The sequence below is a fragment of the Halomonas kalidii genome (assembly GCF_030010475.1).
Classification (GTDB): Bacteria; Pseudomonadota; Gammaproteobacteria; order Pseudomonadales; family Halomonadaceae; genus Halomonas; species Halomonas heilongjiangensis.
On the sequence record NZ_JASCQN010000010.1, the window covers coordinates 42,991 to 57,865 of the forward strand.

Annotated in this window: 11 protein-coding genes; 8 read left to right on the forward strand and 3 right to left on the reverse strand. The window is 66.3% G+C overall.

Going from position 1 to position 14,875, the window contains the following annotated elements; all coding sequences use genetic code 11:
• The first annotated feature begins 47 nt into the window (after positions 1-47).
• Positions 48-1,679, forward strand: coding sequence for an NAD+ synthase (locus tag QLQ85_RS01845; protein ID WP_282737433.1), 1,632 nt, complete (start codon positions 48-50; stop codon positions 1,677-1,679).
• An 84-nt stretch (positions 1,680-1,763) separates the two neighbouring features.
• On the opposite strand, the gene QLQ85_RS01850 is transcribed toward QLQ85_RS01845, so the two are convergent.
• Positions 1,764-2,588, reverse strand: a complete 825-nt coding sequence (locus tag QLQ85_RS01850; protein WP_282737434.1) for an outer membrane protein assembly factor BamD — start codon at positions 2,586-2,588, stop codon at positions 1,764-1,766.
• 157 nt (positions 2,589-2,745) lie between these two features.
• Here QLQ85_RS01850 and rluD point away from each other — a divergent pair, with 157 nt between their 5' ends.
• The 3 genes from rluD (at position 2,746) to clpB (ending at position 7,252) form a co-directional block, all read left to right on the forward strand.
• Positions 2,746-3,705 carry a 23S rRNA pseudouridine(1911/1915/1917) synthase RluD gene (rluD, locus tag QLQ85_RS01855; protein WP_282737435.1) on the forward strand — a complete coding sequence of 320 codons (960 nt, stop codon included), beginning with the start codon at positions 2,746-2,748 and terminating at the stop codon, positions 3,703-3,705.
• Between the two features lie 10 nt (positions 3,706-3,715).
• Complete coding sequence (gene pgeF, locus QLQ85_RS01860; RefSeq protein ID WP_282737436.1) at positions 3,716-4,471, forward strand: peptidoglycan editing factor PgeF; 756 nt, start codon at positions 3,716-3,718, stop codon at positions 4,469-4,471.
• Positions 4,472-4,669: 198 nt separating this feature from the next.
• Complete coding sequence (gene clpB, locus QLQ85_RS01865; RefSeq protein WP_282737437.1) at positions 4,670-7,252, forward strand: ATP-dependent chaperone ClpB; 2,583 nt, start codon at positions 4,670-4,672, stop codon at positions 7,250-7,252.
• Positions 7,253-7,422: 170 nt separating this feature from the next.
• Here clpB and QLQ85_RS01870 read toward each other — a convergent pair whose 3' ends face one another.
• Positions 7,423-8,877 (reverse strand): sugar porter family MFS transporter, encoded by a 1,455-nt coding sequence (locus QLQ85_RS01870; protein WP_282737438.1) that lies wholly within the window; start codon positions 8,875-8,877, stop codon positions 7,423-7,425.
• A gap of 485 nt (positions 8,878-9,362) precedes the next feature.
• On the opposite strand from QLQ85_RS01870, the gene QLQ85_RS01875 reads away from it, so the two are divergent.
• Together QLQ85_RS01875 and ilvN are read left to right on the forward strand one after the other, a co-directional pair.
• The gene (locus QLQ85_RS01875) at positions 9,363-11,087 is read left to right on the forward strand and encodes an acetolactate synthase 3 large subunit (protein ID WP_282720157.1); all 1,725 of its coding nucleotides are present in this window, start codon (positions 9,363-9,365) and stop codon (positions 11,085-11,087) included.
• On the forward strand, positions 11,087-11,578 hold the full coding sequence (gene ilvN / locus QLQ85_RS01880) for an acetolactate synthase small subunit (RefSeq protein WP_102626691.1): 492 nt from the start codon (positions 11,087-11,089) through the stop codon (positions 11,576-11,578). Before QLQ85_RS01875 ends, ilvN begins: the two co-directional genes overlap by 1 nt.
• 57 nt (positions 11,579-11,635) lie before the next feature.
• Here the strand turns inward: ilvN and ilvY are convergent, their stop codons facing one another.
• Positions 11,636-12,523 carry an HTH-type transcriptional activator IlvY gene (ilvY, locus tag QLQ85_RS01885; protein WP_282737439.1) on the reverse strand — a complete coding sequence of 296 codons (888 nt, stop codon included), beginning with the start codon at positions 12,521-12,523 and terminating at the stop codon, positions 11,636-11,638.
• A 174-nt stretch (positions 12,524-12,697) separates the two neighbouring features.
• On the opposite strand from ilvY, the gene ilvC reads away from it, so the two are divergent.
• Together ilvC and pssA are read left to right on the forward strand one after the other, a co-directional pair.
• Positions 12,698-13,714, forward strand: coding sequence for a ketol-acid reductoisomerase (ilvC, locus tag QLQ85_RS01890; protein ID WP_282737440.1), 1,017 nt, complete (start codon positions 12,698-12,700; stop codon positions 13,712-13,714).
• Positions 13,715-13,871: 157 nt separating this feature from the next.
• A complete protein-coding gene (pssA, locus tag QLQ85_RS01895) occupies positions 13,872-14,753 on the forward strand; it encodes a CDP-diacylglycerol--serine O-phosphatidyltransferase (protein ID WP_282737441.1) in 882 nt (293 codons plus the stop codon).
• Positions 14,754-14,875 lie beyond the last annotated feature (122 nt).

A 14,875-nucleotide genomic window follows, 5' to 3' on the forward strand; every position in this document is an offset into this window, starting at 1 on the left:
GCGGGACAATGAGGGTACCCACGGATTCTCGAGAGATTTCTACGCCCATGCAAGACCTGACGCTGGTGATGGCTCAGCTGGACCCGCTGGTCGGGGACATTCCCGGCAATACCGACCGTGCCATCGAGGCGGTGCGCGAGGCCCGCATCGAGCATGGTGCCGACATCGTGGTGCTGCCCGAGCTGTTCCTGACCGGCTATCCGCCGGAAGACCTGCTGCTGCGACCCGCCATGGAGAGCCGCCTGCGCCATGCCCGCACCCGCATGGCCGAGAAGGTGGTGCGTGATGTGCTGGTGATCGTCGGCTACCCCGGTCGCCGCGAGGGACACCTCTGGAACCTGGCCGGCGCGCTCTACAACGGCGAATGGCTCGGCGAGTATGCCAAGCAGGCGCTGCCCAACTACCAGGTGTTCGACGAGCAGCGCTACTTCGCCGCGGGCACCCAGCCGCTGGTGATCGACCACAAGGGGGCGAAGCTGGGGCTCCTGATCTGCGAGGACATCTGGGACGAGGCGCCGGTGCGCCAGGCCCGCGATGCCGGTGCCGATATCCTGATCAGTCTCAACGCCTCGCCTTTCCATCAGGACAAGCCCGAGGAGCGCCTGCGCCTGCTCAAGGAGCGTGCCGCCGAGGCGGCGCGACCGCTGGTCTACGTCAACATGATCGGTGGCCAGGACGAGCTGGTGTTCGATGGGGGGTCGGCCTGCGTGGATGCCAGGGGCAAGCTGTGCGTGCAGGCACCCCACTGGGCGGTCGGGCTGATGCCGGTGCAGTTCGTGCTTCAGCAGGGGGAGTGGGTGCCTCAACCGGGCGAGACCGACCCGGAAGTGGCGCCGGAAGAGAACCTCTACTGCGCGCTGGTCACGGGGCTGCGCGACTACGTCAACAAGAGCGGCTTCGAGGGCGTGGTGCTGGGGCTTTCCGGCGGCATCGACTCGGCCCTGTCGCTGGCCATTGCCGTGGATGCCCTGGGCCCGCAGCGCGTGCAGGCGGTGATGATGCCCTATCGCTACACGGCGGACATCTCGAAGGAAGACGCCGCCGAACAGGCGAAGCTGCTCGGCGTCGGCTATGAGGTGCTGCCCATCGAGCCGATGGTCGAGGCGTTCATGGAGACCCTCGCCGAGAGCTTTGCCGGCACCGAGCGCGACACCACCGAGGAGAACCTGCAGTCGCGCTGTCGCGGCGTGCTGCTGATGGCGATCTCCAACAAGAAGGGCCTGATGGTGCTCACCACCGGCAACAAGAGCGAGATGGCGGTGGGCTACGCGACGCTCTACGGCGACATGGTGGGCGGCTACAACGCCATCAAGGATGTCTACAAGACCTGGGTGTACCGCCTGGCCCGCTGGCGCAACACCCAGTCGCCGGCCATTCCTCAGCGGGTCATCGAGCGGCCGCCCTCCGCCGAACTGGCACCGGACCAGCAAGACAGCGATTCGCTGCCCGATTACGACGTGCTCGACGCCATCCTGGTGCGCTACATCGAGGGCGACATGAGTGCCGAGGCGATCATCGAGGCCGGCTTCGAGCGCGACGACGTCTACAAGGTGGTCAGGCTGGTCGACCGCTGCGAATACAAGCGCCGCCAGGCCCCGGTGGGCGTGCGTGTCACCCCGCGCGGCTTCGGCCGCGACCGCCGTTACCCCATCGTCAACGGCTGGCAGCCGGGGGAGTGAGAGCTGGAAGCCTGAAGCCGTAAGCTTGCAGAAAAAAACCGGCGCTGCGATGGCAGCGCCGGTTTTTTTACGTCTGGGCGGGCGTCAGGCCGAGAGCGACTGCGCCCTGACATGCTTCGGCGCGAAGGTGCGCCCGCGCAGCTGTTTGTGGCGTGGCGCGTTCTCGAGCAGCACGGTCAGCACCTCACGGGCCCGGTCGCGCATATCCAGGCCGAGGTAGCCTTCCACCATCACCGCCAGGGCATCGCGGGTGGCTTCGGTTTCCGGGAAGTTCTCGACCACCCAGCGGCCGCGCTCCACGGCGGCGAGATAGGCGCCCTTGCGCAGGTAGAAGTCGGCCACGTGCAGCTCGTGACGGGCCATCAGGTTGCGCAGGTAGACGATGCGCTGCTCGGCATCCGGTGCGTACTCGCTGTCGGGGTAGAGGTTGACCAGTTCGCGGAAGTCGGTATAGGCGTCCCGCGAGGCCCCCAGGTCACGCTTGGAGATGTCGATCAGGCGCAGCCGTTCGAGGCTGAAGCGTCCGGCCTGCCAGGCGGCCAGGCCGCGCATGTAGAGGGCGTAGTCGGCCTGGGGGTGGCTGGGGTGCAGGCGGATGAAGCGGCTGGCGGCGGCGCGGGTGGCCTCCCAGTCGCTGGTCTCGTAATAGGCGTAGATCAGCTCCAGCTGGGCCTGCTCGGCGTGGTTGCCGAACGGGAAGCGGGTATCGATGGCCTCCAGCCGGGTGATCGCCGAGGGGAAGCGGCCGCGATCCAGGGATTCACGGGCCTCTTCGTAGAGCTCGCGCTCGGCGACGCCGGCAAACTCGTCTTCCTCTTCATCCTGGGAACCATTGCTGGCGCAGCCGGCCAGCAGGGCCGTGGCCAGCAGCAGGGAGGCCAGGCGGGCAGGGGTGGTGAAAACGCGCATCGTGATCCTCGTATCAAACAACCCGGATTGGCCGTGCTAGAATCGGCCGCAAACTCGCTCACTATAAAGCACCGCGCGGCAAAACGCAGTCATCCTGCGCGACAGGCGCCGCCGCCGAATCCTTTCCGCCATCTGCATACGGGCCTCTCTCTCGCTCATGTCCCAGACCCTGGAAGCACAGCAACGCGTTCCCGATGGCATGGCCGGCCTGCGTCTAGACCAGGCCGCTGCCGAACTGTTCACCGATTTTTCACGGGAGCGTCTCAAGGGCTGGATCAAGAACGGCGCCCTGACCGTCGACGGCAGCCCCGCCAGGCCCAGGGACAAGGTCTACGGTGGCGAGCGGCTGCAACTGCTGGCCGAGATCGAGGACGATACCCGTTTCGAGCCCGAAGAGATCCCGCTGGAGGTGGTCTTCGAGGACGACGAGGTGCTGGTGATCGACAAGCCGGCGGGGCTGGTGGTTCATCCGGCCGCGGGCAACCCCGATGGCACCCTGCTCAATGCGCTGCTCTACCACTGCCCGGCGCTGGCGGCCGTGCCGCGGGCCGGCATCGTGCACCGGCTCGACAAGGACACCACCGGCTTGATGGTGGTGGCCAAGACCCTGGCGGCGCAGACCGCGCTCGTGGAGCAGCTCCAGGCGCGCACGGTATCGCGGGAGTATGATGCGGTCTCGGTGGGGGTGATGACCGCCGGCGGCAGCCTGGACGCGCCCATCGGTCGCCACCCGCGTGATCGCAAGCGCCAGGCGGTGACGGCCTCCGGCAAGCCGGCGGTGACCCACTACCGGGTGGTGGAGCGCTTTCGCGCCCATACCCATGTGCGCTGCCGGCTCGAGACCGGTCGCACCCATCAGATTCGCGTGCACCTGGCGCATCTGCGCTTTCCGCTGGTGGGTGACCCCGTCTACGGTGGGCGGCTCAAGCTGCCGGGGGGCGCCGGCGAGGCGCTGAAGACGCTGCTGCGCGAGTTTCCCCGCCAGGCGCTGCACGCCCGCAAGCTGGCCTTCGTCCACCCCGGTTCCGGCGAGACCCTGACCTTCCGCGCGCCGCTGCCGGATGACATCCTGTTGCTGCTCGACTACCTCCGCGACGACGTCGAGACCATGCGTTGAGGACCCTGCAATGAGCGATGCCCCGGACCTGCGTCCGACCCTGATCCTGCCCGACTGGCCGGCCCCCGCCACCGTGGGGGCCTTCGTCACCACCCGGGAGACCGGCCCCAGTCAGGACGACTTCGCCGCCTTCAATCCGGCCGGGCATGTCGGCGACAACGAGGCGCATGTGGCCCTGTGCCGACGCCTGCTGCAGAAGGAGCTCAAGGACGAGCGGCCACTGCTGTGGTTGAACCAGGTCCATGGCGCCCGGGTCCAGCAACACTACTCGGCTGAACCGCCCGAGGCCGATGCCGCGGTGGCCATCGACCAGGGGCACGCCTGCGTGGTGCTCACCGCCGACTGCCTGCCGGTGTTCTTCTGTGATCGCCGCGGGCAGCGGGTGGGGGTGGCCCATGCCGGCTGGCGCGGGTTGGCCGGCGGCGTGCTCGAGGCCTCGGTGGCCGCCCTCGGCGTGCCGCCGGAGGAGGTGCTGGCGTGGCTCGGTCCGGCCATTTCCAATGCCCAGTTCGAGGTCGGGCCCGAGGTGCAGCGGGCCTTCGTCGGCGTGCACCCCGAGACGGTCGAGGCCTTCGAACCCAGCCCCTACCGGCTCGGCCACTACATGGCCGACCTCTACAAGCTGGCGCGCCTGCGCCTTGAGCGGCTGGGCGTCTCGCACATCAGCGGCGGGCACTTCTGCACCGCCTGCGAGCCGCGCTTCTATTCCCACCGCCGCGACGACGGCAAGACCGGGCGGATGGCCAGTGTGATCTGGCTAAGATAGGCCAACGTGGTACCGATCGAAGACGCGGCTGTCCCGGCGCCGCTCTCTCACTGAACTTGATTTACATCAACCCGCATCCGCTTTCCCCGGCAGCCGCCTTGAAAGCGGCCCACCCTGACTCCATTGAGTGTGTCAAGACGAATCGACAGGGACGAGCGGCGTGTCCGAACGCGTCGCCACCCCGATGGAGGAAAGCGCATGCGTTTCGACAAGTTCACCGCCAAGCTGCAGAACGCCGTGGCCGATGCCCAGTCCCTGGCCGTGGGCCGCGGCCACAACCAGCTCGAGCCCGGTCACCTGCTGCTGGCGCTGCTCGATGCCACCGACACCGGCGTGAAGGCGCTGGTGCAGAAGGCCGGCGGCGATGCCGCCCGGCTGCGCGACGGCCTGGTGGGCCACCTCGATGACCTGCCCAGGGTCGCCAACTTCGATGGCGAGGTGCAGCCCTCCCGCGACCTGGTCAAGCTGTTCAACCTCACCGACCGCGAGGCCCAGAAGCGTGGCGACCAGTACATCGCCAGCGAACTGGTGCTGCTGGCGGCGCTGGAGATGGGCCAAGCGGTGACCAAGTTGCTGACCCAGGCCGGTGTCACCCGCAAGGCCCTGGAGACCGCCGTCGACAGCGTGCGTGGCGGCGAGCGGGTCGACGACCCCAACGCCGAGGACCAGCGCGAGGCGCTGGAGAAGTACACCCTGGACCTCAACGAGCGGGCGGCCAGCGGCAAGATCGACCCGGTGATCGGCCGCGACGACGAGATCCGCCGCACCATCCAGGTGCTGCAGCGGCGCACCAAGAACAACCCGGTGCTGATCGGCGAGCCCGGCGTGGGCAAGACCGCCATCGTCGAGGGGCTGGCCCAGCGCATCGTCGACGGCGAGGTGCCGGAAGGGCTCAAGGACAAGCGGGTGCTGTCGCTGGACATGGGCGCGCTGCTGGCCGGCGCCAAGTTCCGCGGCGAGTTCGAGGAGCGTCTCAAGTCGGTGCTCAAGGAGCTGGCCCAGGAGGAGGGCCGGGTGATCCTGTTCATCGACGAGCTGCACACCATGGTCGGCGCCGGCAAGGCCGAGGGCTCGATGGATGCCGGCAACATGCTCAAGCCCGCCCTGGCCCGCGGCGAACTGCACTGCGTGGGCGCCACCACCCTGGACGAGTACCGCAAGTACATCGAGAAGGACGCCGCCCTGGAGCGCCGCTTCCAGAAGGTGCTGGTCGACGAGCCCTCCGAGGAGGACACCGTGGCGATCCTGCGCGGCCTCAAGGAGCGCTACGAGGTGCACCACGGCGTCGATATCACCGACGGCGCGATCATCGCCGCGGCCAAGCTGTCGACCCGCTATATCACCGACCGTCAGCTGCCCGACAAGGCCATCGACCTGATCGACGAGGCCTCCTCGCGCATCCGCATGGAGCTCGACTCCAAGCCCGAGGAGATGGACCGCCTCGATCGCCGGCTGATCCAGCTGAAGATGGAACGCGAACACCTCAAGAAGGAGACCGACGAGGCCTCGAAGAAGCGCCTGGAGAGCCTGGAGGAGCAGATCGGTGAACTCGAGCGCGAGTACGCGGACCTCGACGAGATCTGGAAGGCCGAGAAGGCCAGCATCCAGGGGGCGGCCCAGTTCAAGGACGAGCTCGACCGGGCGCGCGTCGACCTGGAGCAGGCGCGTCGCCAGGGCGACCTGGCGCGCATGTCCGAGATCCAGTACGGGGTGATTCCCGAGCTCGAGAAGAAGATCGCCGAGAGCAGCGAGGCCGAGGCCGACACCGCGAAGCACCGGCTGCTGCGCTCCAACGTTACCGAGGAGGAGATCGCCGAGGTGGTGTCGCGCTGGACCGGCATCCCGGTGGCCAAGATGCTCGAGGGGGAGCGCGACAAGCTGCTGCGCATGGAGGAGGCGTTGCACGAGCGGGTGATCGGCCAGGACGAGGCGGTGACCGCGGTGGCCAACGCCGTGCGGCGCTCCCGCGCCGGACTCGCCGACCCCAACCGGCCCAACGGCTCCTTCCTGTTCCTCGGCCCGACCGGGGTGGGCAAGACGGAGCTCTGCAAGTCGCTGGCCAACTTCCTCTTCGACACCGAGGAGGCGATGGTACGCATCGACATGTCGGAGTTCATGGAGAAGCACTCGGTGGCGCGACTGATCGGCGCGCCCCCCGGCTACGTCGGCTACGAGGAGGGCGGCTACCTGACCGAGGCGGTGCGCCGCAAGCCCTACTCGGTGCTGCTGCTCGACGAGGTGGAGAAGGCCCACGCCGATGTCTTCAACATCCTGCTGCAGGTGCTCGAGGACGGCCGCCTGACCGACGGCCAGGGACGCACCGTGGACTTCCGCAACACCGTGATCGTCATGACCTCCAACATGGGCTCGGACATCATCCAGCGCATGGGCGGCGACGACGCGGACTATGAGCAGATGAAGGAGATGGTGATGGCGGTGGTCGGCGACCACTTCCGCCCGGAGCTGATCAACCGCATCGACGAGGTGGTGGTCTTCCACGCCCTTGGCCAGGAGCAGATCCAGGCCATCGCCGGCATCCAGCTCGACCGCCTGCGGTCACGCCTGGCCGAGCACGACCTGTCGCTCGAGGTCAGCGACGCCGCCCTGGCGCAGCTGGCCGTGGTGGGCTTCGACCCGGTATTCGGGGCGCGGCCGCTCAAGCGGGCGATCCAGAGCCGCATCGAGAACCCGCTGGCCCAGGACCTGCTGGCCGGGAAGTTTGCTCCGGGTGATGTCATCCATGTCGACGCGGAGGAGGATCACCTGGTGTTTCATCACTGATACACAAAGCGTTACGTTGTCGCTCGGTCATCCGGTCGACGACTGGCTACACTGAAATCAGGTTGCGTCCTGTAACCCTATTGCCCGCCGGTTCCCCATGCCGGCGGGTTTTTTTGCGGGCACGAAAAGGCCCCGGGCCTATCGCCCGGGGCCTCGGGAGGGGCATTCGATCAGGTCGAGGCCCGAGCGTTGGACAGATGGACGCGACGCAGGCTGACGTCGTCGCCGACCAGGTGCTTCTGCAGGTCCTCGAGGGAGACGTTCTTGGTCTCGGGCATGAGGAACATCACGAACACCAGTTGCAGCAGCATCATCACCGCGAAGAAGGCGAACACCGGGCCGCCGCTGAAGGTGCCCAGCACCCAGGGCATGACCAGGGTGATCAGAGCCGCGAAGATCCAGTGGATCGAGCTGCCGAAGGACTGGCCGCGGGCGCGCACGTGGTTGGGGAACACCTCCGAGATGAATACCCAGATGACGGCGCCCTGGCTGATGGCGTGGGCGGCAATGAACAGCGCCAGCAGCATCGGCACCTCGAGCCCCCCCAGGGCATCGCTGAAGAAGGCCCGGGAGATCAGCACCAGCGAGACCAGGTAGCCGAGCGAGCCGATGTAGAGCAGGGTCCGACGCCCCAGCTTGTCGATCAGCGACATGCCGATCATGGTGAACACCAGGTTGACCACGCCGATCCCGGCGGTGGATAGCAGGGCCGCCTGACTGCCGAGTTCGGCGGCCTCGAGCACCCGGGGGGCGTAGTAGATGATGAAGTTGATGCCCGAGAGCTGGTTGAAGAAGGCGATCAGGAAGGCCAGCAGGATCGGCAGCCGATAGCGACGCGAGAAGAAGCGCGCGTGGGCGTTGCGCTCGTCGTCCTCGGCGGCGCGGATGGTGGCGATCTCCGCGTCGACGTTTGCCTCGGGATTGATCAGGCGCAGCACGCGAGAGGCTTCCTCGACGTCGTTGCGCTTGAGAATCAGCCAGCGTGGACTGCGCGGTACCCGCGTGATCAACAGGGTGTAGAGCAGGGCGGGGACGGCCTCGATGCCGAGCATCCAGCGCCAGGCGTCCTCGGTCATCAGGCTACCGATGAGGTAGTTCGAGATGAACGCCATCAGGATGCCGAAGACGATGTTGAACTGGTACATGGCGACCAGGAAGCCGCGGTACTTCGGCGGGGCGATCTCGGAGATATAGGTGGGAGCGGCCACCGAGGAGATGCCCACGCCGATGCCGCCGAGCAGGCGGAAGATGGCGAACAGCACCGGGTCCGAGACCACCGCTGAGCCGATGGCGGACACCAGGTAGAGCGCGCCGATCATGATCAGGGTGGCGCGGCGACCGAGGGCGTCGGTGGGCCAGTTGCCGAAGATGGCGCCCAGCACGGTACCCCACAGCGCCATCGACATGATCAGCAGGCCATGCTGGAGGTCGCTGAGGCCCCACAGGGCCTGGATGGGCTTGTCGGCGCCCGAGATCACCGCGGTGTCGAAGCCGAACAGGAAACCGGCCAGGGCCACGGTGATCGACCATTGCACGATACGCGACATTGTCATTGTCCTCTCGAGGGGGATGGCGAACGAGTGAATCGATTCATCTGGCGGCTGCAAGGGCTGTTCGGGCCTCATCGCGTGGCGTAGACGACAGGTGAATCGTGTCACTTGAGAAGCTATTACAGCAGCAAAGACCGCCGTGTGCGACTCGATCGCCCTAGACTTTGGTATAGTTCGTGGTCGACGAAACGGCCGGAACCGCCGTGGCGAGGCCCGTAGGGGCTCACTCCGGTTGACACCTTCGTGATGCTAATGGAATCTTGAGCGTTCCTGATTGCGGGCGCGGACTCCTGCGGGCGACCCCCCATTACCGCGCGAAGGGTAGGCCACCTGGCCTCTACCCGCCGAAGGACTTCCGGGTCCGGGCCAACCGCCCGACCTGGCCAACGCCCCGACGCGGCGATCCGCCGTGATGAGAGTGCAGGCCCCAACAGGGCCCTTACTGCCAGGGTTTGGCATCAGGTGCCGGCAAGGCCGGCAGCGGCATACCGCCGCACTCGAACCCGTGACCCGATCAGCGGGCACGGATCGCACTCGAGACCTCCAGGGGAGAAACATCTGTGGAACTGCTTTCCGGCGCGGATATGATCGCCCGCTTCCTTCAGGATGAGGGCGTCGAATACATCTATGGCTATCCAGGTGGCGCGGCGCTGCACATCTACGACGCCTTGTTCCGTCAGGACAAGGTCAAGCACATCCTGGTGCGCCATGAACAGGCCGCGACCCATGCCGCCGACGGCTATGCCCGGGCCTCCGGCAAGCCGGGTACGGTGCTGGTGACCTCGGGCCCCGGGGCCACCAATGCGGTCACCGGCATCGCCACCGCCTACATGGACTCGATTCCGATGGTGGTGCTGTGCGGTCAGGTGATGAGCCATCTGATCGGCGACGACGCCTTCCAGGAAACCGACATCATCGGCGTGACCCGCCCGATCGTGAAGCACAGCTTCTCGATCAAGCACCCGACCGAGATTCCGGAAGTCCTCAAGAAGGCCTACTACCTGGCCGCGACCGGGCGTCCCGGTCCGGTGGTGGTGGACATTCCCAAGGACATGACCGCCCCCACCGAGCGCTACGAGTACGTCTATCCGAAGAAGGTCAGGCTGCGCTCCTACAACCCGGTCACCCGTGGGCATACCGGTCAGATCAAGAAGGCCGTGGAACTGATGCTCAAGGCCAAGCGCCCGGTGTTCTACACCGGCGGCGGCGTGGTCACCGGCCGGGCCAGCGAGGGGTTGACCGACCTGGTCAAGCGGCTGGGCTTCCCGATCACCACCACCCTGATGGGGATCGGTTCCTACCCGCAGAGCGACCGCCAATGCCTCGGTTGGCTCGGCATGCACGGCTCCTATGAGTCGAACATGGCGATGCACCATGCCGACCTGATCATCGCCATCGGCGCCCGCTTCGACGACCGCGTGACCAACAACACCTCCAAGTTCTGTCCCACCGCCAAGATCATCCATGTGGATATCGACCCCAGTTCGGTCTCCAAGACGGTGCGGGCGGACGTGCCCATCGTCGGGCCGGCGGCCGGCGTCATCGACGAGATGATCAGCCTGCTGCAGGGCAAGGAGGCCGCCAACCCCGAGGCCCTGGCCGAGTGGTGGCAGAAGATCGACGGCTGGCGCGAGGAGCGCCGCGGCAAGCTCTATGAGCCGTCGCAGCCCGGCGAGGCGATCAAGCCCCAGGAGGTGATCGAGGCGTTGTGTCGGATCACCCGCGGCGAGGCGTACGTGACCACCGACGTGGGCCAGCACCAGATGTTCGCGGCCCAGTACTACAAGTTCGACAAGCCCAACCGCTTCATCACCTCCGGGGGGCTCGGCACCATGGGCTTCGGTTTCCCGGCGGCCATGGGCATCAAGCAGAACTTCCCGGACGAGCAGGTGATCTGCGTCACCGGCGAGGGCAGCTTCCAGATGATGATGCAGGAGCTGTCGACCTGTAAGCAGTTCGGGGGCGGCGTGAAGATCGTCAACCTCAACAATGCCTCCCTGGGCATGGTGCGCCAGTGGCAGGACCTCAACTACAAGTCCCGTCATGCGCACTCCTACATGGAGTCGTTGCCCGACTTCCAGAAACTGATCGAGTCGTATGGCTTCACCGCCCTGAAGGTCGAGACGCTCGAGGAGCTCGAGCCGGCACTGGAGAGAACCTTTGCCGACAAGCACGAGCTGGTGTTCCTCGACGTCGCCGTGGATCCTCACGAGCACGTCTATCCGATGCAGGTGCCCCTGGGCTCCATGCGTGACATGCTGCTTTCGAAGACGGAGCGGACCTGATGCGCCATATCATCTCGATCCTGATGGAAAACGAACCGGGCGCCCTGTCACGCGTGGTGGGGCTGTTCTCTCAGCGCAACTTCAACATCGAGACGCTGAACGTGGCGCCCACCGAGGACCCGAGCCTGTCGCGCCTCACGGTCACCACCGTGGGCGACGACCGGGTGATCGAGCAGATCACCAAGCACCTCAACAAGCTGATCGACGTGGTCAAGCTGGTCGACCTCACCGAGGGCAACCATATCGAACGCGAGTTGATGCTGATCAAGGTCAAGGCGCTGGGCGCGGCCCGCGACGAGGTCAAGCGCACCGTGGACATCTTCCGCGCGCAGATCGTCGACGTATCGCCGAGCCTCTACACGGTGCAGATCACCGGGGACGCCGGCAAGCTGGATGCCTTCCTGCAGGCCATGGGGCCGGTGGGCATCCTCGAGGTGGCGCGTACCGGGGTGTCGGGGATTGCCCGCGGCGACAAGGTGTTGTCCCTCTGAGCGAGGGCGCTGCCCGCCCAATCGACAAGCCGCCCTTCGGGGCGGCTTTCTTGTGCCTCACCGCTCCACCACTTCATCCCAGAGTGCCTGGATCAGGGGGCTCCTGAGGCGCCGCTCGAGCACGCAGAGCCCGACATCGTAGTGGGGCAGTTCCGGCTTGACCGGCAAGACCCGTACCCGCTCCACCAGCGGGCTGTTGTCGAGCACGATCTTCGGTACCACCCCGAGCCCGAACCCCAGCCCGACCATGCTGACGATCGCCTCATGGCCGGCCACCTGGGCGTAGATCCGCGGCGCGATCCCCAGCGCCCGGAACCAGGTGTTGCTGTACTCCCGCGACAGTCCCGCCTCGGAGAGAATCATCGGTACCTCGCGCCACTGCTCGGCGGAGGGTGACTCGGGGGTCGGCGGTATCCAGTGATGGTGGTCATGGGGGGCGATGAACACCAGCGGCGAGCGGGTCAGCGACTTGAAGGCCAGCGCCTCGGGCACCCCGCGGGGGCGGGGAGTGATCGCCATGTCCTCGTCGCCGCTCAGTACACGTGCCATGGCCTCGGCCGGGTCGCCGGTGTGCAGCTTGAGCTCGATGCCGGGGTGGCGGGTCCGGAATTCGCTGAGCAGCTCGTAGAGGAAGCTGTAGCTGGCGGTCACCGAGCAGTAGATGCTGATCTCGCCGGTCAGGGTGCGTGCCTCGCTCATCAGCGACAGCCGCAGATGCTCCCACTGCTCCAGGGTTTCCCGGGCATGGCGCTGGAAGGTCTGGCCCTGGCGGGTCAAGCTGACGTGGCGGTTGTCGCGGTCGAACAGGCGCACGCCGAGGCTCTCCTCGAGCTGACGGATCGAACGGGAAAGCGTCGAGGGGCTGACGTGGCAGGCATCGCTGGCGCGGCCGAAGTGCAGGGTATCGGCGAGGGCCAGGAAGTGCTTCAGGGGGCGCATGTCCATGGGGAAAGTATTGCATATTGTGGCATGTAGCGTTGCAAATATCGCGTTTTACGCAATGGGGCGGCTGGCGTAAGGTATCGACATCGGTCGACAGAATCCCAGTGCCGCGGCAGACGGCGCGGGTGGCCATCAACGCTGAGACGATTTCCAACCGCTTACTTCAAGGAGCACAGCATGCACGTTTACTACGACAAGGACTGCGATCTCTCCCTCATCCAGGGCAAGAAGGTCACCATCGTGGGTTACGGTTCCCAGGGCCATGCCCATGCCAACAACCTGAAGGAGTCCGGTGTCGACGTCACCGTCGCCCTGCGCGCCGGTTCCTCTTCCGCCGCCAAGGCCGAGGCCGCCGGCCTCAAGGTCGCCAGCGTGCCGGAAGCCTGCGAAACCGCCGACGTGGTGATGATCCTGGCGCCGGACGAGAACCAGAAGGCGATCTACGAGCAGGAAGTCGAGCCGAACCTGAAGCAGGGCGCCACCCTGGCCTTCGCCCACGGCTTCAACATCCACTACAACCAGATCGAGCCGCGCAAGGACCTGGACGTGATCATGATCGCGCCCAAGGCGCCGGGCCACACCGTGCGCTCCGAGTTCGTCAAGGGCGGCGGCATCCCCGACCTGATCGCCATCCATCAGGACGCCTCCGGCACCGCCAAGGAGCTGGCGCTCTCCTATGCCGCCGGCGTCGGCGGTGGTCGTAGCGGCATCATCGAGACCACCTTCAAGGACGAGACCGAGACCGACCTGTTCGGCGAGCAGGCCGTGCTGTGCGGTGGTGCGGTCGAGCTGGTCAAGGCCGGCTTCGAGACCCTGACCGAGGCCGGCTATGCCCCGGAGATGGCCTACTTCGAGTGCCTGCACGAGCTCAAGCTGATCGTCGACCTGATGTACGAGGGTGGCATCGCCAACATGAACTACTCCATCTCCAACAACGCGGAGTATGGCGAGTACGTGACCGGCACCGAGGTGATCAACGAGCAGTCTCGCGCCGCCATGCGCAATGCGCTCAAGCGCATCCAGACCGGCGAATACGCCAAGATGTTCATCAACGAGGGCAACAGCAACTACCCGTCGATGACCGCGCGTCGCCGCCTGAATGCCGAGCACGAGATCGAGATCGTGGGCGCCAAGCTGCGCGGCATGATGCCGTGGATCGCCGCCAACCAGTTGGTCGACAAGTCCAAGAACTGATCGCCACCAGCGGTTCAGCCAACCACGAGGGCGCGGGCATCCGCGCCCTCGTTCATTGAGGAGAGCCGTTGTGGTGGGCGGCGTTGTGGGGGCGCGGTCTGCGTGTAGAATGAGAGCATCGCCAAGTGCGAATTCATTCCGGCAATGGACGAGATGCATGAGTCAGGACCCCCGCAATACCGAGCATGAGGGCTCGCGCCCTGCCCAGGAACCGGACAGGGCGCCATCCGGTGAACGGTCCCCCCCAGCCGAGGAGGACCTGGCCGCGACCTTCGTGCGCGAGACCGAGGTCATCGAGGAGTCCATCGAGGATGGCAAGAAGGTGCGGCGCAAGGGCATCTACCTGCTGCCCAACCTCTTCACCACCTCGGCACTGTTCGCCGGTTTCTTCTCCGTCATCGCCGGCATCAACGGTGACTTCACCGCGGCAGCCGTGGCGATCTTCATCGCCATGGTGCTGGACGGCCTGGATGGCCGGGTGGCGCGGATGACCCATACCCAGAGCGCCTTCGGCGCCGAGTATGACAGCCTCTCCGACATGCTCTCCTTCGGCGTGGCGCCGGCGCTGGTCGCCTTCACCTGGATATTGCAGGACATCGGCAAGACCGGCTGGGTAGTGGCCTTCCTCTACGTGGCCTGCGCCGCGCTGCGTCTGGCCCGCTTCAACGTGCAGATCGGCAGTGTCGACAAGAAGTGGTTTATCGGCCTGCCCAGCCCGTCGGCCGCGGCCTTCGTTGCCGCCAGCGTCTGGACCTTCCACAGCTTCGATGCCGATGCAGTCGGCTTCAAGTTGTTGATGCTGCTGGTCGTCGCCGCCGCCGGGGTGCTGATGGTCAGCAACATCCGCTACTACAGCTTCAAGGATATCGACCTCAAGGGGCCGGTCCCTTTCGTGGTGTTGCTGGCCATCGTGTTGGGCTTCGTGGTGATCTCGGTGGAGCCCTCGGTGATGCTGCTGTTGCTGTTCGGCAGCTATGTGGCCTCGGGGCCGGTGCTGGCGGTGATGCGCAAGATGCAGCACCCACCTCCCGCCGGCTGAATCCGTGCCTGGATGTCTTGCCGCAACGCCCGCCTCGCGCGGGCGTTGTCGTCTCCCGGGCAGTGGCTGACTTGTCCACAGGGTCCCGGCCGCCGCGCGGGCTGTGGATGGTCTTCCATGTC

Bases quoted from the DNA above. Each gene is read 5' to 3' on its own strand.
- QLQ85_RS01845 (WP_282737433.1), top strand. From the start codon at position 48: ATGCAAGACCTGACGCTGGTGATGGCTCAGCTGGACCCGCTGGTCGGG.
- QLQ85_RS01850 (WP_282737434.1), bottom strand. From the start codon at position 2,588: ATGCGCGTTTTCACCACCCCTGCCCGCCTGGCCTCCCTGCTGCTGGCC.
- rluD (WP_282737435.1), top strand. From the start codon at position 2,746: ATGTCCCAGACCCTGGAAGCACAGCAACGCGTTCCCGATGGCATGGCC.
- pgeF (WP_282737436.1), top strand. From the start codon at position 3,716: ATGAGCGATGCCCCGGACCTGCGTCCGACCCTGATCCTGCCCGACTGG.
- clpB (WP_282737437.1), top strand. From the start codon at position 4,670: ATGCGTTTCGACAAGTTCACCGCCAAGCTGCAGAACGCCGTGGCCGAT.
- QLQ85_RS01870 (WP_282737438.1), bottom strand. From the start codon at position 8,877: ATGAGGCCCGAACAGCCCTTGCAGCCGCCAGATGAATCGATTCACTCG.
- ilvN (WP_102626691.1), top strand. From the start codon at position 11,087: ATGCGCCATATCATCTCGATCCTGATGGAAAACGAACCGGGCGCCCTG.
- ilvY (WP_282737439.1), bottom strand. From the start codon at position 12,523: ATGGACATGCGCCCCCTGAAGCACTTCCTGGCCCTCGCCGATACCCTG.
- ilvC (WP_282737440.1), top strand. From the start codon at position 12,698: ATGCACGTTTACTACGACAAGGACTGCGATCTCTCCCTCATCCAGGGC.
- pssA (WP_282737441.1), top strand. From the start codon at position 13,872: ATGAGTCAGGACCCCCGCAATACCGAGCATGAGGGCTCGCGCCCTGCC.